Below are 22,148 nucleotides of genomic sequence, written 5' to 3'. Positions count from 1 at the left end.
TTGATTTTATGATGCTGACGTGTACCATGGACCTAAATAAGAAGGAGGAATAATGTCTCTGACAGCCCTGCAGCTTTTCAAAAACTTGTCCGATGAAACTCGTTTGAGTATCGTCCTACTACTCAGAGAAATGGGAGAGCTGTGCGTGTGCGATCTCTGCACGGCGCTGGATCAGTCACAACCCAAGATCTCCCGCCACCTGGCAATGCTACGTGAAAGCGGTTTATTACTGGATCGTAAACAGGGCAAATGGGTTCACTACCGCCTATCCCCGCATATTCCTTCCTGGGCTGCTCAGGTGATTGAGCAAGCCTGGTTAAGCCAACAGGACGACGTACAGGCCATCGCCCGTAAGCTGGCATCGGCAAACTGCTCTGGTAGCGGTATAGCTATTTGTATCTAAAAAAATTTGCCTGAACATATGTGATTTTTCGAATGTGAGGTATTCAGAATGAAAATGTTAACGGTGTTTGACCCGGCAATGTGCTGCAGTACCGGTGTATGTGGTTCCGATGTCGATCAGGTTCTGGTGGATTTCTCTGCTGATGTCCAGTGGCTGAAAGAACGCGGCGTGCAGGTTGAACGATACAACCTGGCACAGCAACCTATGAGCTTCGTTCAGAACGAGAAAGCGAAAGCATTCCTCGAAGCATCTGGTGCAGAAGGTCTTCCGCTGCTGTTGCTGGACGGTGAAACGGTGATGGCTGGGCGATACCCAAAACGTGCTGAGCTGGCTCGCTGGTTTGGCATTCCGCTGGAGAAAGTAGGTCTGGCTCCCACCCGTTGCTGTGGTGGTAATACTTCCTGTTGTTGAGTATGTCAGGAGGACATATGAAATTCTTACAGAATATCCCACCTTACCTGTTTTTTACCGGTAAGGGAGGAGTGGGCAAAACCTCCATTTCGTGTGCGACGGCTATCCGCCTGGCAGAACAAGGTCAGCGTGTGTTGTTGGTCAGTACCGATCCTGCCTCCAATGTCGGCCAGGTATTTGATCAGACTATCGGTAATACTATTCACCCTGTGACTGCAGTTCCCGGACTTTCCGCACTGGAGATCGACCCGCAAGAAGCCGCCCAGCAATATCGGGCCAGAATCGTTGATCCTGTCAAGGGTCTTCTGCCCGAGGATGTTGTTAACAGTATCAGCGAGCAGCTTTCGGGAGCATGCACCACTGAGATTGCGGCGTTCGATGAATTCACTGGCTTATTGACGGACGCTTCTCTGCTGACGCGTTTTGATCACATCATTTTTGATACTGCACCAACGGGCCACACTATCCGCCTCCTCCAGCTTCCCGGAGCCTGGAGTAACTTTATTGAAAGTAACCCGGACGGTGCTTCCTGCCTCGGCCCGATGGCTGGGCTGGAAAAGCAACGTGAGCAGTACGCTCATGCGGTTGAGGCGTTATCAGATCCTGAACGTACCCGGCTTGTTTTGGTTGCACGGCTGCAAAAATCAACGCTGCAGGAAGTCGCCCGCACCCATGAAGAGCTGGCTACGATTGGCCTGAAAAACCAGTATCTGATTATTAATGGTGTTTTACCTGCAGCCGAAGCAGAACATGACGTATTAGCGGCTGCGATATGGCAACGGGAACAGGAGACGCTGGCAAATCTTCCCGCTGGTGTATCAGAATTGCCGACAGATACTCTGTTCCTGCAGCCGGTGAACATGGTTGGCGTGTCCGCATTAAAAGGACTGCTTGATGTCCGTTCTGAGGCTTATTCACGCCCTGAACAAAACATAGCTTACCGACCTGAAAATCCGTCACTCTCTGACCTGGTTGATGAAATCGCCCGCGATGGACACGGCCTGATTATGCTGATGGGCAAAGGTGGCGTCGGTAAAACCACGATGGCTGCTGCTATCGCCGTCAGGCTGGCGGATATGGGGTTCGATGTGCATCTCACAACCTCAGATCCTGCCGCGCATCTCAGTACCACGCTAAACGGCTGCCTGAATAACCTGCAGGTCAGCAGGATCAACCCCCACGATGAAACCGAACGCTATCGCCAGCATGTTCTTGAGACGAAGGGGAAAGACCTGGACGACGCGGGGAAACGCCTGCTGGAAGAAGATTTACGTTCCCCCTGCACCGAAGAAATTGCCGTGTTCCAGGCCTTCTCCCGCGTGATCCGCGAAGCCGGTAAGCGGTTTGTGGTGATGGATACGGCTCCCACGGGGCACACGTTGTTGTTGCTGGACGCAACCGGGGCCTATCACCGCGAGATTGCTAAAAAAATGGGGAATAAAGGTCATTTTACTACCCCAATGATGCAGCTTCAGGACCCGGACAGAACCAAAGTGCTACTGGTTACGCTGCCAGAAACCACACCGGTGCTGGAAGCGGCGAACCTGCAGGCCGATCTCGAAAGAGCGGGGATCCATCCGTGGGGCTGGATTATCAATAACTGCCTTTCCATTGCGGATACGCGTTCTCCGTTGCTTTGCCTGCGCGCCCGGCAGGAACAGCCTCAGATTGAGGCCGTTAAGCAACAGCACGCTGACCGTATAGCGCTCGTTCCGGTACTGGCGTCTGAGCCTGCCGGTATCAAAAAACTCAGAGAGCTGACGAGTTAATTTTTTTGTATATACAGGGCGGCTCTGCCGCCCTGTCAGGAGGATGTATGTTACTGGCAGGTGCTATTTTTGTCCTGACCATTGTGTTGGTTATCTGGCAACCGAAGGGATTAGGGATCGGCTGGAGTGCAATGCTGGGTGCGGGACTGGCGTTGATTTCTGGCGTTGTACATTTAAGTGATATCCCGGTGGTGTGGAATATCGTCTGGAACGCGACGGCAACGTTTATTGCCGTGATTATTATCAGCCTGCTGCTCGATGAATCCGGCTTTTTCGAATGGGCTGCATTGCACGTTTCCCGTTGGGGAAATGGTCGTGGCCGCCTGCTGTTTACCTATATTGTTTTGCTCGGTGCTGCGGTGGCTGCATTATTTGCCAACGATGGCGCGGCGTTAATTCTGACACCCATCGTTATTGCCATGCTGCTGGCATTAGGCTTCAGTAAAAGCACGACACTGGCATTCGTTATGGCTGCCGGGTTTATTGCCGATACTGCCAGCCTGCCGCTTATCGTGTCGAACCTGGTGAATATCGTTTCAGCGGATTTCTTTGGTCTGGGATTCACCAAATATGCGTCGGTAATGGTTCCGGTTGATATTGCCGCCATTGTTGCCACGCTTGCTATGCTGCATCTGTTCTTCCGCAAGGATATCCCACAGGCTTACGATCTGGCGCTCCTTAAGACACCGGCAAAAGCAATTAAAGATCCGGCTACATTCCGCACTGGCTGGATTGTTTTGATTCTTCTGCTGGTTGGTTTCTTCGTCCTCGAGCCGCTCGGTATTCCCGTTAGCGCAATTGCGGCAGTTGGGGCGGTAATTCTGTTTGCCGTGGCGAAACGGGGTCATGCCATTAACACCGGCAAAGTGCTGCATGGTGCCCCCTGGCAGATCGTTATCTTCTCACTGGGGATGTATCTGGTGGTTTATGGGCTGCGGAACGCCGGGCTAACCGAATACCTCTCAGGTGTGCTGAACATGTTGGCGGATAAAGGGCTTTGGACCGCGACGTTGGGTACTGGCTTCCTGACGGCGTTCCTGTCTTCCATCATGAACAACATGCCTACCGTGCTGGTTGGCGCACTCTCGATTGATGGCAGCACGGCAACTGGCGTTATCAAAGAAGCGATGGTTTATGCCAACGTGATTGGCTGCGACCTGGGCCCGAAAATCACCCCTATTGGTAGCCTGGCAACACTGCTCTGGCTGCATGTACTTTCACAGAAGAATATGACGATCACCTGGGGCTATTATTTCCGCACCGGAATTATCATGACTCTGCCTGTGCTGTTTGTAACGCTGGTCGCACTGGCGCTACGTCTCTCTTTCACTTTGTAATGAGATACAGATATGAGCAACATCACTATTTATCACAACCCGGCCTGCGGTACGTCGCGTAACACGCTGGAGATGATCCGCAACAGTGGTACTGAACCAACGGTAATTCATTACCTTGAGAACCCACCGTCACGCGATGAACTGGTTAAACTCATTGCCGATATGGGGATCACTGTACGGGCACTGCTACGTAAAAATGTTGAGCCCTATGAAGAGCTGGGACTCGCGGAAGATAAATTTACTGACGATCAGCTAATCGACTTTATGCTGCAGCATCCGATCCTGATTAACCGTCCGATTGTGGTGACACCGTTGGGCTCGCGTCTGTGCCGCCCTTCCGAAGTGGTGCTGGATATCCTCCCAGATGCACAGAAAGGGGCTTTCGCAAAGGAAGATGGCGAGAAAGTTGTTGATGATACCGGCAAGAGACTGAAATAAAAATGAAGGGGGCGATTGCCCCCTTATGCTAACCTGCATAGATACTCAATCTTCTAAGCGGTCATGAACCTATCTTTTTCATTTTCTCTTTAAGCTTTTCGCCGATTTCCGTTGCTGTTGGCTCTGCATCAGGATCTTTAGTAAAAATTTCAGCCAGCACGGCAATGTAGGCTTCTCCCAGACCAACAGTGATTGCGCTGGCTGTAGCTGCTGATATTGCCCCACCAGCAACTGTTCCTACTCCTGGGAAACACTTCAGGATATTAACAACAACAGTACGGCCTAAAAATGTCGCACCACCAACCCCAATAGCAGATGCCACCAGTGTGGTAAGAGTTCCCTTCGAAAGCTCAAGGCCAAATACTGAGGTAATGCCCGCAATCATCGTGACCTGAATAGGTGCAAGGATGGCTGCGTCGGAAAAGGGTATTGGACTCGCGCCTGCCGCGGCAGCAGCCGTTGCTGAAGCCACCACAATTTTATGTGACTGCGTCTTCCTGTAGTTGATATTGGCTCTTTGCGCTGCCGCCAATGCTCTACGCTTTCCCTCGGGAATAACCTCTGATGTCAGTTCAATAAGACTTTCTAATCCCATTGCTTTGATGATGTAACCATCATCCATCTCTTCCTGAATAGCCCGAACACGAATGACGTTTCTGGATTCCGGAAGCAAACGCTGAACTTCGTTTTTAAAACCATTATCACTTCTCGCCTTGGTTACCACGGAAATCACCGGCATATGGCGAGCCAACATATTGTGCAAATCAATTTCAGCCTGTTCAACCCTGCGCCCATCCTCTTGTATACAGAGCCATGCGACATGAATATGGCGATTTGAGTCCCTGTCAGATGAACGCTCTTTTATCAGTCTTTCAAGATCAGCATGGGTCTCCTGGAACTCGGACATTTCCAGACCTCGGGTATCAAAAATTGTGAGAGGTACACCTTCCTTCGTAATCTCACGCGTATTTTGAGTTACCGGCTTACCCTGGCCTGTTTCGGCCATCTTTTGCTGGAAAACCGCGTTGATCAACGTGCTCTTTCCTACCCCAGAACGGCCAGCAATCAGTATTGAAATATTGCCCCGCTCCGAGGTGGCCTTCTGAATAGCGTCCTTTACGATATCTTCGATATTATCCATTATGTTTCCCATTATGAAATGGAGTCCGGCCGTCAGGCAGCAGAGAGGTGCCTGGGAATGAATGACATTCTCAGGCATTAATTTGCCTTAAGTTACCACCGGATCCTGACAGACCATTCCGCAACAAGGCGGCTGGTCTGTCATGAATTTTTAGAGGGATCAGTATTGCTTTGTTCGGACTCATTTACAATGAGTTACAGGTAAATTTAGTTAACTGTCAGAAGAATGTTTCATCGAGGACTTCATACCAATAAACCGGACCCGGTTTACCCCAATATTCCTCGTTATACAGGTAATGGTTGATGCGTTGAAGACACTGCCGTAGAGAGAATAACTTCTGTGGTATGAAATAATACAGGGGCGTTTGCCCCTGTATTATTATCTTCGACTCATCGCCAATTTTGCGGCAAATAATAGAAATAAGCACCCAGTGAAGCAGTCCATCCATTTCACCATAGTAGGCCTTTTCAAACCACGGAAGCATAGCGGATAGCAGTAATGAGTGTCAGCGACCACAGCGTACCAATCATGTAGGATGCGTCTCTTCCATAATGGCGGCCATTTCAACTTTGCCCTACCCCGGGCATCTGAATTTAACTTTGACAAAGGTTTTCTGCGCGCATAACCGCGCAGAAATTAGCCTTTATGCTGACGCCTCACTCCTGATGTGCCAGCCACTCATTAAACTGCTCCATCTCTTCCAGCACACGTTCGACCAGCGGCTCAATCGTGTCCCAGCCCTGCGCATTGTTGCAGGCAACTTCCAGCGCCTCACATGTCTCTTTCAGCGACATAAAATGCATCATCCGCGCACCGCCGTTAATCCGGTGTGCCATGCGGCCAACCTTATCGCGATCTCGCTGTCCAAGTCGCAGCTTAAGCTGGTCGGCGTCCTGGTTATTCACCTTTATCATTTCGAGCTGAAGCTGACGTGTTTTATCGTCAGCGACAACTTCAGCTTTTCGGGGACTGGCGAAATACCGCTCCAGGATTTCCTGCAATTTTTGCGGCATAAGCGGTTTTTCCAGATATTCATTCATCCCGGCATCAATACAGCATGCCGCCGCTTCTGTACCACTCATGGCAGTTAAACCAAAAATGGGGATCGCCCGGTACCCTTCCCGTTGTTCATGCTGGCGGATCTGCCGGGTCAGTTCGTAACCATCCATCACCGGCATAGTACAGTCCGTAATAATGGCGGAATAGCCCTCAGGCTGCGCTTTCCACATTGCCAGTGCCTCTTCACCCTGCGTGGCTAAAGAGACGCGATGTCCCCACGCCTCAAGCCGCTGCTGTAAAGTCTGACGCGCGGGAGGATAATCATCCACCACCAGAATGTGCAGGCTGGCAAGGCTGTCCGGCGTCGGGTGATGCAGGGTAATTTTTGCGGATGGCGTAGCGTCAAAGAGGAAACTCACCACGCACCCTTCGTGTGGCTCGCTTTCAATACGCACTTCGGCTCCTGCGGCACGCGCCATATGCAGACAAGCGGGTAAGCTAAAACCGGTGTCGGTCCACTCTGATTTGAGCGTCACATTGTTCGTGCGTTCGATGATCTGTGCCTGCGTTTGTTCAGAAATGCCCCTCCCCCGATCGCACACCTCAATCACCAGCCGGACACTTTCAACGCGTGGGTCACTGCTTCCCTCGTACACCTCGACATCAATTGCGTCGCCGTCAGCGTGTTTGATGGCATTACGCAGGAGGCTGGAGAGGATGCGGATAATTAACAGCGGGTCGGTATCGTAGCGCTGCGCTGAAAGCTCAATCAACACGTTCAGGCTAATGCCTTTAGCTTCAGCCTGCTGGCGATAGAGTGCTACCGTGCTGTGGATCAGCTGCGGCAGATTCGTGCTGCGCGTTAAACCAAGTAGTTGCGGGTTATCAGCACGGAAAACATCAAACATGTCGCCGATTAGCGAGAGCAAACTAAGGGATGACTCCCAAATAAGATTCAGATTCTCATTGCGCTCCTGGCGTTCGTCCAGCGCCTGAAGTTCCAGTTCCAGCAACCCCGTAATCACGTTGAGCGGCGTGCGAACTTCATGCCCCATGCTCAGCATGAAGGCGTTTTTGCTGGCAATAGCCTGTTCCAGATTACTTTTTGTTTCAGAAAGTTGGGCAATCAACAGCTCTTTTTCTGTGATATCCAGCCAGCCGCCAATTAACCCACCAATCTCTCCCTGACCGTCATGCCACGGCACAACCCAACCCTGTAAGTATCGCGGTTGCTCATCAATCTGAAATCTGGCGGACCAGTTCTGCGGCTGGCCATCCTGGAGCGCCTGGCGGTACCGGCTTTCGATCACCGCTAACTCCGAAGGTTCAATCGTATCAATGGCGGTGATCGGCAAACCTATCAGATCCTGTCCTGACAGACCGATGGTATCGCTCCAGGCCTGGTTATAACGCAGTAAATTCCCCTGTCGATCGCGGACATAAAGCGCAACAGGTGAAGCGTCAATTAACGATTGCGTAAATTTCAGCTGCTCTGCCAGCTTCTGCTGCCAGACAGTGCCGCGGCGTAATGCACGGCGTAAATACTGGATCCACAGCCAACAGCCCACCACAACCAGCAATAGCAATATGCTCCATAGCAGCGAGTTCACTAACGTGCTTTTATTCCAGATTTCACTGTTTTCTAGCGCCGCCTGACGCCAGTCACCCGCCATCTGCATCAGTGCGCGTGGCTGCATATCGGCCAGCGCTTTGTTCATGATATTAATCGGCTGGCTGCTTTCCGTCTGCGCTGACAACACCAGGTCGACAGGTGTCACAGGAAGGGTTACCGCCAGATGAAAACGGGTTGGGTGGTGGAGAGTCACGAGGTAGCTGGCAATGAACTGCGGTGCAATCACCCCACGTACTTCACCGCGCTTTAACCGTTCAAGGGCATCGTCCATATGAGGGACTTTCACCAGTTTAATGGTGGGATACCAGGTTTCCAGCCAGGGCAACAGCGGGTCGTTCGCCTGAATGGCAATTTTCTCACCTTTCAGCTGTGAAAAATCACTCGGGCGCTTGATGCCCTGATCCATCACCACCACGGCTGGCGTGGTCAGTAAAGGGGGCGTTTTGGCCGCACCGCTTTTGGTCTGCTGCGGCGTATCGACAACCTGTTCAACAAAAAGCGCGTCAGGATGAGCGCGCTTCATTGCCAGAAATTCGGTATCGTTTTCAACGCTCAGGATCGAAAAGCGAATGCCGTATTGATCGTTAAACTGATTAAGCAAGTCGACCACCAGCCCCTGGGGTTCCCCCTCACTGACAAACGAGACTGGCCTTTGACGACGGTCAATAATGACCTGAATTTGTCCGTGCTCGCGAAGCCAGCTTTCCTCCCTGGGATCTAACCCCAGTGGATTCGTGGTGATGACAAAGCTACGGTTCAGACCCCAACTGGTCGCAATGCGCAAACGGCTGGCTAAGGACACATGTTTAAATACGGTATCGATGGATTCCGCCAGCAACGGGAGCTGTCGGTCGATGCCAAAACTCATGTTCAGATTAGGTATCGTCGGGCTGAACGTCCAGCTCAGGTCTCTGACCTGATGGTATTGCGTAAGATATTCCGCACTGGCCCGGTTAATCCACAGCGCATCGATTTGTTTAAAGGCTAGCGCACTGATGGCGGTGGTATACCATGACTGAAAACGCAGCGTACTCTCCGGGTACTGACGTTGCAGCGCCGTGCTGGCCTGGCTTCCCGAGACCACCCCAATCACTTTATTGCGCAGATCAACAGGCGTTTCCCCCGGCGTTTTCTGGGTCATCAGAACCGCTTTATCCAGTAACCACGGTGGTGAAGCTTGCAGATCCGGGCTTGGCCACAGCGCCGGATTCCAGATTGCCACCATCTGAATTTCCTGACGCTGCAATGCCAGTAATGCCTCACTACTGTGTTCGTAGTAATGCAGCTTAATTTTTACCTTCAGACTGTCTTCCAGCAGTGCCAGGTAATCAGCGGCAATACCGCCAAAGACGCCGTGCCCCATCCCTTCGCTTAGCGGCGGCTGTTCTTGTCCCCAAACCCCCACATTCAGCGTCGAATGGTTATCCAGCCATCGTTGCGCGGCCTCACTAAACTGGACATGTGGTGCGTTAACCTGAGCACGACGTTGCAGTTCCAGTGGCTGGGCGTGCAGTTGCCACATACAACACAAGGTAAAAAGAAAACTAATTAACCGGGCTGATAAAAAACGCATCGTAAGAGTCGTTCCCTGAATAAAACATGCTGGAAAATAAAATTATACCGATGACCCGGCTTACCCTGAGTAAGCTTTGTCTTGTTCTGCTGAGAAGCCTCCGGGGCAGACAAGACCCAGACAGTATAAGACCGGACTTATTGTCGCGCCTGTTTCGTCCCGGTAAAAATTCCCCTTCATGTGGTTCAGGCAGGAATGCAGGCCGCCAACATTACATTCCGCGACGGTCATCGTCGTTGACCATCTCAACCTTTACATCACCAAGACGAAATCTATCAGCAAGGAAAAAAGGGACCGGCAGCTTCCACTGCCCCTGCCGCACGGGAGCCGTATAGCGCCAGGCATTACCGTCCATTTTCAGTAACACAACCTGTTTTTCCCCGTCCTGTTTCTGGCTGGGCCCCGCCATTACCGTAAACCCGGCGTTGCTCCCCACATGGAAATGTTCTGCCTTCCAGCGAACGGGTGGATGCGCAGGCCAGGGCTCGGCATGATGAAAACCAAAAATATCATCATGGCTAAGAAGACTTTGCCGCACAGTAGACCACAACACCGCCTTCAGGAAATACTGGTCTGTGAAGCGGGCATTGCCCTGATATTGCGCAACAAAATCACGCATCATTCCTGCAACATTCGGGAATATACCACCGCAACCTGCCCACATCCCGGCCAGTAAAAGCTCGGTATGGGTAAAATAGTCACGCATATGGTGAAAGTACCAGGGCGAACAGAGCCACGCCTCTACACAGACCTGCTCGCGCTCAGAGAGCAGCGAGTCGGCATCGCGAACTAAAAAGCGCTCAACCGTCGGGTCGTCCATCACCAGAAATCGCCATAATGTGGGATAGATACCTTTTTCATGACTCATGTCGACCAGTTGAGCCCCTGCCCCTTGCAGACGTTGCCAGACATGCTGAGGCACGGAATTATCCAGATACACACGGCAGCACCAGCCAGGAAACAGTGATTTTGCGGTTTCAATATTTTTAATCAGCGTTTCGCAGTAGCGCGGCTGGTCACCGTACAGGCTGAAGGCGATAATGTTCTTTTCCCGCTGCATGGTATCAAACGGGCGCGGTGGCGTTGAAGGTAGCGGCCAACATTTTCCATGACCAAAGCGTTGATCGGACAACGTCAGCGATTCAAGCCCATAGAGATGCATCTCCTGGGTTTTTCCCATGTGCCCACACAGTTCGGCAAAACCATCCAGCCAGGTTTCAGAGGCTTCATGCCGCTGCGGCGACTGGTATATTTTTCGGTACACCTTATACGCCCGATCGTGCTTTCCCTGGCGCATCAGGCTCAGGGCATAGTCACTCTGCACAGACATATTTTTTGGCAATACGGACAAGGCTTTTTCACAGCAGAGCGAGGCCCGGGCATAATCCCCCGTTGCCATAGACTGGCGATATATTTCCGCCAGTGAATTAAATTGCTGGTTTATCGCGGCGTGGTTTACGGGTCGACGTTGAGACGCTGGGCGCATAATAATCCGTTCAATTAATTAATCAGAAAAAATTAAGTCAATTTTTTCACTGTTTCTGATTGCTCACGATAAGACCCGTCTCGATATTCCCGCACGATGGCAGGAAGGGAAAGTGCGTATTCAGCCCTTTTGAATTTCACTTAAGGGGTGTTTTCGCAGTAAACAAATAATAATCATTAAATTTTTCAACGACATTGTTATTTCATTACAAAAACAACCAAGTCAGGTCTTATAACAATTTCCCGCTGGTTTCGTCATCATGCGCGCACATCAATAATGTATTGCCTCGGCAGGATCCGGCCACGGAATGGTTGAAATCCTCTATGAAGGATGTCTTTTCATCAGCTATACAGTAAGTTATGGGGTAACTCATAACGGTTGTTTTGTTATGTTTCACTCACAGCACACCAGATGCACGGGTAATGAATCCCCCTGGTCACTTCGTCTGCAGGAGTCAGTTAAAGAGATATGCGTCACTATTTTCGCCATTTTTTGCTGCTGGTTTTACTCTCGCTTTCAATGCCTTCAGCGATAGGCGATGAATATAAGATCCTGATGAGAACGTCTGTCCAGAGCCTGCAGCGCTTATCTCTCACCCCCGATCAAGCCGCGTTTATCAAACAACAACGGCAGTTGAATGTGGGTGTGACCCATTATGATGTGCCACCTTTTGGCATGCGTAACATTCGCAATGAGTATGAAGGCTTGAGTGCCGATTATACGGGGTTGGTCGCCTGGCAGCTCAACCTGCCGGTTAACGTGAAGGTGTTCAGCTCCTCCGAAGAGGCATGGCAGGCGCTGGCACGCGGCGATATTGATCTGATCCCTTCTGTCGCAGCATTCCCGGATAACGAAACCTTTGCCTTTTCCTTACCTTATGCCAGTGATAAACCGGTGCTGGGCCTCAATGATAGCGATACTGCAGCACTGGCAGAAGATCTGCATGACACCGACGTCGCGATGCCGAGGGACTATCTCCCCCTGTCACAGGCTAAAGCTACCTACCCTAACGCCCGTTTTCGCCTGTTTGATAGTTATCAGGAAGCACTCAGCGCGGTGGCATTTGGTCAGTCACGGGTTTACCTGGGCAACAGCTACTCGCTCAGCCGAAACTACCTGAACAACATTCATGTCGAGCGATTATCACGACTGGCCAGTCGCGAAGTGGGGTTTGCTGTTAGCCAAAAAAATCCGCAACTCCTCAAACTGATTAATGCCGCAATCAGGGCTGTGCCAGAAGATGAAAAACAGGAGCTTTATCGTCTCTGGCAGCCTGACCGTATCGATCTCGCACAGGGGTCAAAATCCCTTTCCTTTACCGGGCAAGAGAAAGAGTGGATCAAAAAACACCCAGTCGTTAACGTCCTGATCTACAGTCAGGACAATGCAGCCCCGGTCTCATTTATTGATAATAAAGGTGTTCTGCGCGGTATTGCCGCCGATCTGTTTTCCGTTGTGTCACTCAGAACAGGTTTGCAGTTCCGTTTTGAAACGGGCAGTACCACAGAGGAATTGATTCAGAAGGTCAACGAGTCAAGCGCGGATATGCTCGCATCGATAACACCAAGTGAGGCGCGTAAAAACAAAATACTCTTCACCCGCCCCTATCTGCGCAGTGCCTTTTCCCTGGCAACAGCGGCAAATCGTCACGACATTCATATGCTGGCAGACCTGCGTGGCAAGCGGCTGGCAATGGTAAAAAACATTGGCGTGGAGAGTATGGTGCGTCAGCGTTACCCGGAAATTGAAATTGTTCATGTGGGTAATGAATCACAGCTGCTTTCCACCGTTCTTGAGGGGAAAGCGGACGCCGCCGTGGGTATTCTGATCATGACGGACTATCAGATCGTCTCCAACTTTCAGGACAAGCTCAAAGTGGTGTCCATTGTGGGCGATGCCCCCGTCTGGGTCTCCTTCGGTGTAGGGCTGGCCAACCCGGAGCTTCAGGGCATTCTGGATAAAATTTTACTGAGCATTCCCCCTATTGAACTGGAAAATCTGGCCAACCGCTGGAGGCCAAACGAACTGGTGGTTGTCGACAGTTTCTGGTATCGCTACCGGGAAGTATTGATCGCCACCGCAATCTTCAGCGCCGTATTGATTATTCTGGCGCTGGGATGGGCTCTCTACCTGAACCGACAAATCGCGCGTAAAGCGGCACTTCGCCGTCAGATGAACACGCAGCTTGTGCAATTGCGTGAGGTCATCACCGAGCGTGAAACACTCCTGGTCGAACTCAGGGAAGCCAAAGACAGGGCGGAAGATTCTAACCGGGCGAAATCTGTTTTCCTGTCAACCATGAGTCATGAAATCCGCACGCCAATGAATGCAATTATTGGCATGCTGGATATTGTGCTGAAAAAAGGACGTCGCGGTGAGCAAGATATTCAGGCGCTGGAAGTGGCTTATGAATCAGCGGAAGGACTGGTGGGTTTAATTGGCGATATTCTGGACATTTCCCGTATTGAGGGTGGGCATCTCGATTTCAATCCCGAAGCCACCAACCCCGGCACCCTGATTAACAATATGATGCGGGTTTTCCAGGGCGTTGCCATCGAGAAAAATATCGAGCTAACCCGAACATTCCCGACGGAACCGCTGACAGATGTCTATGCCGACCCATTACGCATTAAACAGGTTCTGTCGAACCTGTTAAGTAACGCCATTAAGTTTACCGACATCGGCAGCGTATCACTGACGCTTCAACAGTCTGAAGGCCCGGACAATGACAGCGTCCACTATATTATCGATGTCCAGGACAGCGGCGTCGGGATTGACGCCAGCCAGCAGGCGGCCTTGTTCAGGCCGTTTAGCCAGGCAGAAAACCGCCGTGCAGGAACTGGGCTGGGGCTCTATATCAGTCGGACCATTTGCGAAAGCATGGGCGGTACGCTCACGCTGAGCAGTGAGAAAAACGTAGGTACCACTGTGAGAGCAACCTTTACGTTGCCGAAAGTGAAAACGGCGGCCGTTGCCGATGTCCGGCAGCATGAAGACGAGGACAAAATTCCCGCCCTGAAGATCCTGGTGGTGGACGATAACCCTGCTAACCGGATCCTGCTGGCTAAACAGTTAGCCTGGTTAGGACAGCAGGCTTACCTTGCGTCGGCGGGACATGAGGCGCTGGCTATCTGGGAAAAAGCAGATATCGATGTGATCATTACCGACTGTAACATGCCCGGCATGAATGGCTATCAGCTTACACAGTTGATTCGCAAGCGTGAGCGTGAACAAAACAGCGCGTCTGCCTGGATTATCGGTTTTACCGCGAATGCCATGCATGAGATTACGGAGCGTTGTTTACAGGCGGGTATGAATGACTGCCTGTTTAAGCCCTGCTCAATCAATCATCTTGCGGCTGCACTGCGAAATATTCACCCAGTCAGACACGAAGCATCGGGCGAAACGGTATAACTGAGATAAAAAAAGGAGCCTGTAAAAGGCTCCTGATAAAGGAATGAGTGAAGGCATTAAAGCAGTTGGTCGTGCCAAAGAAACAGTTCGGAGTCCGTTTTCACGCCCAGTTTTTTCATGGCCGACTTCTTCTGCCCGCTTACCGTCTTACGGCTACGCTGGAACTTCTCTGAAATCTGTAAGACAGACATTCCCCCGGTAAACAGGCGCAGCACTTCAAGCTCCTTGGGTGACAGCTGATCCAGACGACCGATGCCATCAATCACCTGCGGTTCATTGTCACCGTCTGGCCCCGTTTTCGGGCCTGCACAAGGCTCTGAAATCAGGTAGAACTCTTTCTCCATACTTTCTGACAGAGAGATGCGCCCCGCCGCGACCTGACGCGCCGCATTAACCACCTCGGATAAATCGCGGCTTTTACCAACATGCCCCCGCACGCCGATTTTTAATGCCATGCGCACAATCGCCGTATTTTCCAGTGTGGATGAAAGCAGAATTTTCAGCCACGGGAAGTTGCTCATGAGCTGTTTGATCATCGGTAAACCGTCGATCTCTTCATCACCAAGCAGATAGTCAAGAACCAACACATCAACACGATTGTTGCGTAAGAAATTCATGAGTTCGATACGACTGGCAAAGCTGCCTTTTAGTTCGAAATCAGGTTCCTGGCTAAATATAATCTCCATCCCCTTACGGACAATCGGGTGATCGTCGAGTAAGGCGACGTATATTTTTTTACCTGAAAACGGATTCATACATATTCTCTTTTATGCCTGCAGTGTGAGCCATCTTAAAAAAGACTTAACTATTTATTATTTCGTAACCATAACAATAGTGTACCGGAACCGGCATAGCTACGAAAAATAGCTGAATAGCCATCAAAACGGTTGGTCACTTCCGCTACCTGGTTGCCGTAAAAGTCACTTTCTGCGCTCAGCACATCCAGCAGAGTACGTCGTCCAAGGTGATACCATTGATCGAAGAAATCATGGCGAATGCGATCGGATTCAATCGATAAGTCATGGTACAGCTCAGCACGCTCCAGCATGCTATGGGCATCCTGATCGGCCGCGCGCACCCGGTTATCCAGATCGCGGGATTGCTGTTCGATAGCTTCTCTGCTGGCATCTGCACGGCGTGCGGCAGAAAGCTCAGCGGCCCGTTGTGAACCGCCCCGGAAAATCGGCCAGCTTAAGTTGACATTGGTTTCCCATGCCTGTTCACGCCCCAGCTCATCGCGCCCGGTACTTTTCCCAACGTTCCATGTCACGGTCGGGTAAGCGGCAGAACGTGCTGCTTCCGCATCCGCCAGCGCTGATGCGGTTTCTGCCTGTGCCTGTCGAATGGTGGGATGACTTTCAATCGCGGATAACTGCTTATTCAGCTCTCCCGGTTTCAGGTTCCACACCGGCGCTTTCGGCAGGGGAACGCGGGTATCTCCCAGCAGGCGGTTCAGGATAATTTCCGTATCACGCGCACGTGATACGGCAGTATCCAGAGAAGATTGTGCCTGTAATAAACGTCCTCTGGCCTGCGTTAACTCACTGCGACGCCCCTGGTCAACCTTCACAATACCGTCCAGCATTTCAACCAGTTCGTTCATACGCGCCACGTACTTTTGGCTGAGCGCGATGATCTGGTGCTGTTTACTCAGCTCAATTAGCGCACTACTGACCTGCCAGGCAATATTTTCCGCCTGTGCGCCCGTATTCTCTTTCGCGGCCTGATGCAGCGCTTCACGGCTTTTAATGGTGTTGCTGGTACGACCAAAATCGAGCAATGTGGTTGCTACATTCACGGTCACTGCCGGGCGACTGTCGCTATAGCCACGTTCTCCGCCACCAAACTGGACGCTTTTTGAACGCGTCCCAACATCCACCTGCGGCCAGCGCTGGCCTTTCGCTTCATCGACGTTAGCCTGTGCCGCCGCGGTATTGAACTGTGCACCGCGAACCTCAGGGCTCATACTCAGCGCGGTATTGACGGCATCATTGAACAGCATGCGGATGTCATTCTCGCCAGGCGCTCGGGCGGCCTGACGGTCAACGTCTTTGGTCTTGTTGAGCACCGCATTTTCCTGCGCCATCCGTGGAGCGACTGGCGCAGGAGGGGTGGAGGCCATCACCATGCCGGATTTAACCACCGGGGTCGCAGGCTGAAAGGCTAACAGCCCCTCATTACTGGCGGCACTTTTCCCTGACATCAGGCAAGAGAGTACCGTCAGCGTCGCCGCCAGGCGACGCTGTACAGGAGAATAATTCTTCATAGTAAATTAACGCTCTCGGAAAGCTTCTTTCGCTTTAAAAATGGGTTTCAGCAGATAATCAAGAATGGTTTTTTCGCCCGTGCGAATTTCCACCGTAGCAATCATGCCTGGAATAATCGGCAGAGCCTTGTCACCGGCTTTAAGCGTGCTGCTGTCGGTCAATACCATTACCCGGTAATACGTGTCGTCAGGGCGACCCGCCGCGGCTTTAGCGTCATCTTTTAAAGTATCCGGGCTAACGAGAGAAACCTGCCCCTTCAGACCACCGTAGATTGCAAAATCGTAGGCGGTAATTTTCACCATCGCAGGTAACCCCGCATGCAGGAAGGCTACGTCAGACGGTTTGATCTTCCCTTCCACCAGCAGCTGATCTTCCAGCGGCACGATCTCCATGATGTGTTCACCGGGCTGAATAACCCCGCCAATGGTGGTGACCCGCACGTTTTTCACCGTGCCTTTTACCAGTGCCGTAATGGTCGTACGGTTCACAATATCTTCGCGACCGGTCAGACTCTCTTCAGCCTGTACCAGATCCAGCTCCTGGCGGATCAGGTCGGTATTGGCATCCGCCTGGTAGCGGTTGCGGCGCTCCACAATCTGCGATTGCAGATCGTTTGCCTGACGACGCATACGCAGCAACTCAACTTCAGAAAGCAATCCGCGCGCCGCCAGCGGCTCAGACATGACAATTTCGTTCTGCGCCAGACGATAGCTCTTCTCAAGCGAAGCGACCCCCTCTTCCAGCGCTTGCTTACGGCTGTTGTAGGCGCGGGTTTCCAGTTCCACCTCAGAAGGATACTGTTTCACGCGGTCGCTAAACGTCAGCGGCAGACCGTACGCTTCCGCACGCAGACGGTTAACGGTCGCTTCCAGTGCCACAACCTTACGCAGCGTCTCCAGGTAACTTGATTGCGCACGCGTCGGATCGATTTTCAGCAGTATTTGCCCCGGTTCCACAATGTCGCCCTCACGGACATTCAACTCTTCGAGTATCCCGCCCTCAAGGCTCTGGATAATCTGCTCGCGACTCTTCGAGACGATCTTCGCATCACCTTTGGTGATCTCTTCCACTTTGGCAAAATGCGCCCAGGTTAAGAAACCCACGAACACCGCCAGAATCAGCCATAACACCAGGCGCGATTTAGGTGTGGTCTGGGAAAATAGCGCCTCCTGGATATCGCTCATCCAGACAGCATCACGCGCTGAAAGCGGTTTGTTTTCGTTCTTTTTTAAACATTTCATGCACTGGCCTCCGCCTGCTCTTTTACTGGCACAGCTTGCGCTGACGTACTGTCATTAGCAGGCGTTTGCTCTGGCTGCGCCGTTGGCGAGCCGTTGAGCGCAGCCAGAATCTGCTGTTTCGGACCATCCGCGACAATTTTGCCGTCCTCAATAATCACCATCCTGTCCACCAGTGCCAGCAACGACGGGCGATGAGTGACAACAACCAGCGTGTGTCCGGCGGTCGCAATTTTCAGGTGTTGCAGGAACAGGGCTTCGGTCTGCGCATCCATCGCGCTGGTAGGCTCGTCCAGTAGCAGCAAGTTAGGACGTGCCAACAGCGTCCGCGCCAGTGATACCAGCTGGCGCTGGCCGCCGGATAAACTGTTACCCTGCTCGCCCACAGGCATGTGAATTCCCCGCGGGTGACGCGCTGCAATGTGATCCAGACCGGTTAAACGCAGTACCTTGAGAAACTCATCGGAAGTGGCATTCTGACGACCAATCATGATGTTTTCGCGCAATGTGCCGTAAAACAGACGCGCATCCTGCCCCACAAATCCCACGTTGTTCCGCCAGTCGGACGGCTCAATTTGATTCACATCCAGACCGCTGCTAAAAAGCTGCCCTTTAACCGGCGTGTAAAGACGCGCGATGATACGTAGCAGAGTGGATTTTCCGCTGCCAATTTTCCCGACAATCGCCACGCGCTCGCCCGGTTTTATCGTGAGGTTCACGTCTTTCAGAATGTCCGGGTTCGGCTGCATAGGCGGTGCCGGATAGGAGAAGGTAACGCCTTTAAGCTGGATATCGCCGTTCAGTTCTGGCTGTTTGATATAGTCGATTTCACTGCTGCGATCGGTTGGGTTCTCCATCAGCTTGTTAAGCGAGGTCAGCGCGGCTTTAGCCTGCTGATAACGCACGGCTAAACCGACGACCTGGCTTAATGGCGCGGTGACGCGTCCAGCCAGCATAACCGTACCGATTAACGCACCTTGCGTCAGACTACCGGCGTCAATCAGATACACGCCGGTGACAATCAGCATTACCGTCTGCAGCTGTTGCAGAAAACTCACCGAATTCATTGCCAGCGTAGAGTAGTGCTTAGACGCAGCCGAGCTGGACGATTGCATGGCGCTGAACTTCTGCCACCGGCTCTGCATCCAGGCCTCGCCACCCACAGATTTCAGCGTTTCCATCCCTTCGATGGATTCAATCAGCACGCCCTGCTTCAGCGATGCTTCCTGCAAACTGGCTTTCATCACTTTCGCCAGTGGCCATTGAATGGCCATACTGACCAGCAGGATCATCGGCAGCATCAGCAGCGGGACAATGGCCAGCGGGCCGCCGATGGCAAAGATAATGCCGATAAACAGCAGCACGAACGGCAGGTCAGCAATGGTCGCAAGCGTAGCGGACGAGACGAAGTCACGCACGGATTCGAATTCGCGTAGCTGGTTGGCAAAAGATCCTGAAGAGGCTGGCTTATGCTCCATTTTGACGGCCAGCGCCTGACGAAACAGCACGCTACCCACAATCAGATCCGCTTTTTTTCCTGCGGTATCCAGCAGGTGAGCACGTACGCTACGGGTGATGGCTTCAAAAATCATCGCCACCAGTACGCCAATCGCCAGTGACCAGAGCGTGGTAAACGCCTGGTTAGGGATAACGCGGTCATAAACGTTCATGGTAAAGAACACGGTTGCCAATGCGAGCACGTTCACCAGCACCGACGCCAGCGCCGCGCTGCGATAGTAGCGGCGATAGCGCCACAGCGTGCTGAACAACCAGTGCCCTTTCGGCTGTGGCGGCGCGATATCGCTAACCCGGCTGTCAATACGCGCAGTCGGTTTAGCCGCGATCGCGTAGCCAACATACAGCTCGTTCAGCGCTTCATGGTTAAGTTCAACCGGCTCATCGGAGACATCTGGCAGGATCAGGGAATAGAACAGATCCCATTTGTCTTCGGCATTTTTACGACGCTCACGTGCCAGCAGTACCATCCCGCCAGCCCCCTTACGCAACAGAATCACCGGGAAGATCTGTTCCGGCAGTTCTGCGCTATTACGCCTGATGAGCCCTCCGGTCATACCGGCATTTTTAAGCGCATCAAGCGCTAAAGAGGGAGTGAGGAGTTGTTCGACAGGCAGACCCGCCAGCAAAACGTCATCGCTTTTACCGAGACGGTAATGCTCACACACCCAGGCAATACTTCTGAGCAGAGAGTCATCACTTTGTCGGTTATCGCGAGCGGCGGCGAGCAGCTGTTCCTCCTGTAAATGTGCAGTTGAGGATTCCATACTTCGCGTTTTCCTTGATTGGTTAATTGCGTTTAAATCAATGAATTAAATTGATTTATTGGTTTAAATTAAGAATATTCTGTCACGCGGAACGGTCTTAAATTAATGAGACCTGTCTCAATGGGATGGGTTATTTTTCGTCACGAAACAGGTTGATCTCACGGAAGAAATCAAAGGGAAACTCAGGGGGTAATTCGAGACAGGTCTCGGAGATTAATGAAGCCCACAACTGATAATGGCTACTGATGAAAAAGCCTATATCTGCAACAAATCAGAACCTGAGACATATTATGGATACTTCAAAAATCAACTTACTCGTCATTGATGGCGACAATATCGTACGTATCGCGGAACTCCCGGTACAGGCCGAGGGCGCACCGGTACGGGTAAAATCACTTAAAGGCGGAAAATTTTTGCTGGTTCGCGGCACAAATGAACCTGCACCAGAAAATATTGTTGTAAAACGCGATGGCGACGATTTGATGATATTTACGCAGGAGGAGGATGATACTGCGGAAATTATCATTGAAGACTTTTATACACAGCAGGGCATGCTGTACGGCATGGCGCAAGATGGCAGTTATCACCGTTATGAGAGCAGTGACTCCGACAAAGAAGCCTTCCTGTTGCTGAAAGAAGGCGGTAATGATGCACTGCATCTCAGTCAGAGTGGAACTCTGGCCCTGACGGACGTCACGTCCAGCGAGCTTTCACACGGGATGATGGCCGCGGGTGCCGTTGCGGCGGTGGGGTTGTTGACGGGTATTGTTGCCGCGCTGAATGGAGGAAGCAGTAGTCAGAACACGCCTGTACCGACAGTTCCCTCAGATATACAGGCGACAGACAACGTGGGGATCATTACTGGTGCGCTGGTACCCGGTGTGAGCACAGATGATGCCCTCCCCGTTCTCAACGGCAGTGGAACCCCCGGAAGCCTGATCCAGGTGTACGATAATGGCAGGCTGGTCGGGAGCGCGACGGTTAACTCCGAAGGAAAGTGGTACTGGCAACCTGAGGTCGCACTGCCAGAGGGTAAACACGATTTCCAGTTTGCAGCGCTGGCGAGAGGTAAGCAGAGCGCCAAAAGCCCCTCACTGAATTTTACTGTCGATCTGACACCGCCGGATAAACCCGTCAATATCAGCATTACCGACGGCAACGATAAGGATCTCTCCGCTGGTGGCGTGACCAACACCAATCCGCTACAGCTGAGCGGTAAAGGTGAACCGGGCGATACGGTACTTCTCTATGACGGCGATAAACTGACTGCCTCCACGGTGGTGGATGCCAGCGGCAACTGGCGTGCAGAGATAACCCTGCCGTCGGAAGACGATCATAACCTGCAGGTCGGCTTCCGCGATCCGGCGGGTAATGTGGGTGCGAAAAGTGACCCTGTCACTGTGGATTACGACATCACTCCCCCCGATGCCCCTGGCGCTATTGAGATTACCGACGACAACGCCAGGGATCTCTCCGCTGGTGGCGTGACCAACACCAACCCGTTGCACCTGAGCGGTAAAGGTGAACCGGGCGATACGGTACTTCTCTATGACGGCGATAAACTGACTGGCTCCACGGTGGTGGATGCCAGCGGCAACTGGCGTGCAGAGATAACCCTGCCGTCGGAAGGCGATCATAACCTGCAGGTCGGCTTCCGCGATCCGGCGGGTAATGTGGGTGCGAAAAGTGACCCTGTCACTGTGGATTACGACATCACTCCCCCCGATGCCCCTGGCGCTATTGAGATTACCGACGAC

At 52.1% G+C, this 22,148-nt stretch carries 14 protein-coding genes and 1 pseudogene; 7 read left to right on the top strand and 8 right to left on the bottom strand.

Translation table 11 applies throughout. The features are described from left to right. The first annotated feature begins 52 nt into the window (after positions 1-52). From arsR to arsC, 5 genes are read left to right on the top strand one after another with little or no spacing between them, the layout of a single operon-like run. The gene (gene arsR, locus ACHHZ6_RS15905; protein WP_196391311.1) at positions 53-403 is read left to right on the top strand and encodes an As(III)-sensing metalloregulatory transcriptional repressor ArsR; all 351 of its coding nucleotides are present in this window, start codon (positions 53-55) and stop codon (positions 401-403) included. Positions 404-451: 48 nt separating this feature from the next. Continuing rightward, complete coding sequence (gene arsD, locus ACHHZ6_RS15900) at positions 452-814, top strand: arsenite efflux transporter metallochaperone ArsD (RefSeq protein ID WP_182271423.1); 363 nt, start codon at positions 452-454, stop codon at positions 812-814. 17 nt (positions 815-831) lie between these two features. Beyond that, the gene (gene arsA / locus ACHHZ6_RS15895; RefSeq protein WP_182918363.1) at positions 832-2,583 is read left to right on the top strand and encodes an arsenite efflux transporter ATPase subunit ArsA; all 1,752 of its coding nucleotides are present in this window, start codon (positions 832-834) and stop codon (positions 2,581-2,583) included. Positions 2,584-2,630: 47 nt separating this feature from the next. Beyond that, a complete protein-coding gene (gene arsB / locus ACHHZ6_RS15890) occupies positions 2,631-3,920 on the top strand; it encodes an arsenite efflux transporter membrane subunit ArsB (RefSeq protein ID WP_182918362.1) in 1,290 nt (429 codons plus the stop codon). A 12-nt stretch (positions 3,921-3,932) separates the two neighbouring features. Next, positions 3,933-4,358, top strand: a complete 426-nt coding sequence (arsC, locus tag ACHHZ6_RS15885; RefSeq protein ID WP_182271420.1) for a glutaredoxin-dependent arsenate reductase — start codon at positions 3,933-3,935, stop codon at positions 4,356-4,358. Between the two features lie 61 nt (positions 4,359-4,419). Here arsC and ACHHZ6_RS15880 read toward each other — a convergent pair whose 3' ends face one another. The 4 genes and pseudogenes from ACHHZ6_RS15880 to ACHHZ6_RS15865 form a co-directional block, all read right to left on the bottom strand. Further along, entirely contained in the window at positions 4,420-5,499 is a 1,080-nt protein-coding gene (locus ACHHZ6_RS15880; RefSeq protein WP_196391310.1) for a YcjF family protein, read from the bottom strand. 378 nt (positions 5,500-5,877) lie between these two features. Further along, positions 5,878-6,029 (bottom strand): annotated as a pseudogene (locus ACHHZ6_RS15875) (LysE family translocator); the annotation flags it as partial. A 126-nt stretch (positions 6,030-6,155) separates the two neighbouring features. Next, positions 6,156-9,653: a response regulator gene (locus ACHHZ6_RS15870; RefSeq protein WP_395122648.1), complete on the bottom strand. Its 3,498-nt coding sequence runs from the start codon at positions 9,651-9,653 to the stop codon at positions 6,156-6,158. A 262-nt stretch (positions 9,654-9,915) separates the two neighbouring features. Beyond that, the gene (locus ACHHZ6_RS15865) at positions 9,916-11,190 is read right to left on the bottom strand and encodes a tetratricopeptide repeat protein (RefSeq protein WP_395122647.1); all 1,275 of its coding nucleotides are present in this window, start codon (positions 11,188-11,190) and stop codon (positions 9,916-9,918) included. 468 nt (positions 11,191-11,658) lie between these two features. Between ACHHZ6_RS15865 and ACHHZ6_RS15860 the strand changes: the two genes are divergently transcribed. Then, positions 11,659-14,604 carry a transporter substrate-binding domain-containing protein gene (locus ACHHZ6_RS15860; protein ID WP_395122645.1) on the top strand — a complete coding sequence of 982 codons (2,946 nt, stop codon included), beginning with the start codon at positions 11,659-11,661 and terminating at the stop codon, positions 14,602-14,604. A 56-nt stretch (positions 14,605-14,660) separates the two neighbouring features. On the opposite strand, the gene ACHHZ6_RS15855 is transcribed toward ACHHZ6_RS15860, so the two are convergent. Genes ACHHZ6_RS15855 through ACHHZ6_RS15840 form a run of 4 tightly spaced genes read right to left on the bottom strand, consistent with a single transcriptional unit; the run spans position 14,661 to position 20,391 of the window. Then, a complete protein-coding gene (locus ACHHZ6_RS15855; RefSeq protein ID WP_182918358.1) occupies positions 14,661-15,359 on the bottom strand; it encodes a response regulator transcription factor in 699 nt (232 codons plus the stop codon). Between the two features lie 50 nt (positions 15,360-15,409). After that, complete coding sequence (locus tag ACHHZ6_RS15850) at positions 15,410-16,870, bottom strand: TolC family protein (RefSeq protein ID WP_395122644.1); 1,461 nt, start codon at positions 16,868-16,870, stop codon at positions 15,410-15,412. 6 nt (positions 16,871-16,876) lie between these two features. After that, a complete protein-coding gene (locus ACHHZ6_RS15845; protein WP_182918356.1) occupies positions 16,877-18,112 on the bottom strand; it encodes an HlyD family type I secretion periplasmic adaptor subunit in 1,236 nt (411 codons plus the stop codon). Next, positions 18,109-20,391, bottom strand: coding sequence for a type I secretion system permease/ATPase (locus ACHHZ6_RS15840; RefSeq protein ID WP_395122642.1), 2,283 nt, complete (start codon positions 20,389-20,391; stop codon positions 18,109-18,111). The genes ACHHZ6_RS15845 and ACHHZ6_RS15840 overlap by 4 nt, the downstream gene beginning before the upstream one ends. Positions 20,392-20,681: 290 nt before the next feature. On the opposite strand from ACHHZ6_RS15840, the gene ACHHZ6_RS15835 reads away from it, so the two are divergent. Next, positions 20,682-22,148 (top strand): Ig-like domain-containing protein (locus tag ACHHZ6_RS15835; RefSeq protein WP_395122641.1); only part of this gene is annotated, 1,467 nt, incomplete at its 3' end.

Source organism: Enterobacter cloacae complex sp. 2024EL-00214 (genome assembly GCF_043945575.1).
Lineage (GTDB): Bacteria > Pseudomonadota > Gammaproteobacteria > Enterobacterales > Enterobacteriaceae > Enterobacter > Enterobacter cloacae_P.
Note: the sequence above shows the minus strand (reverse complement) of the source record. Positions and strands in the feature narration are given on the sequence as shown.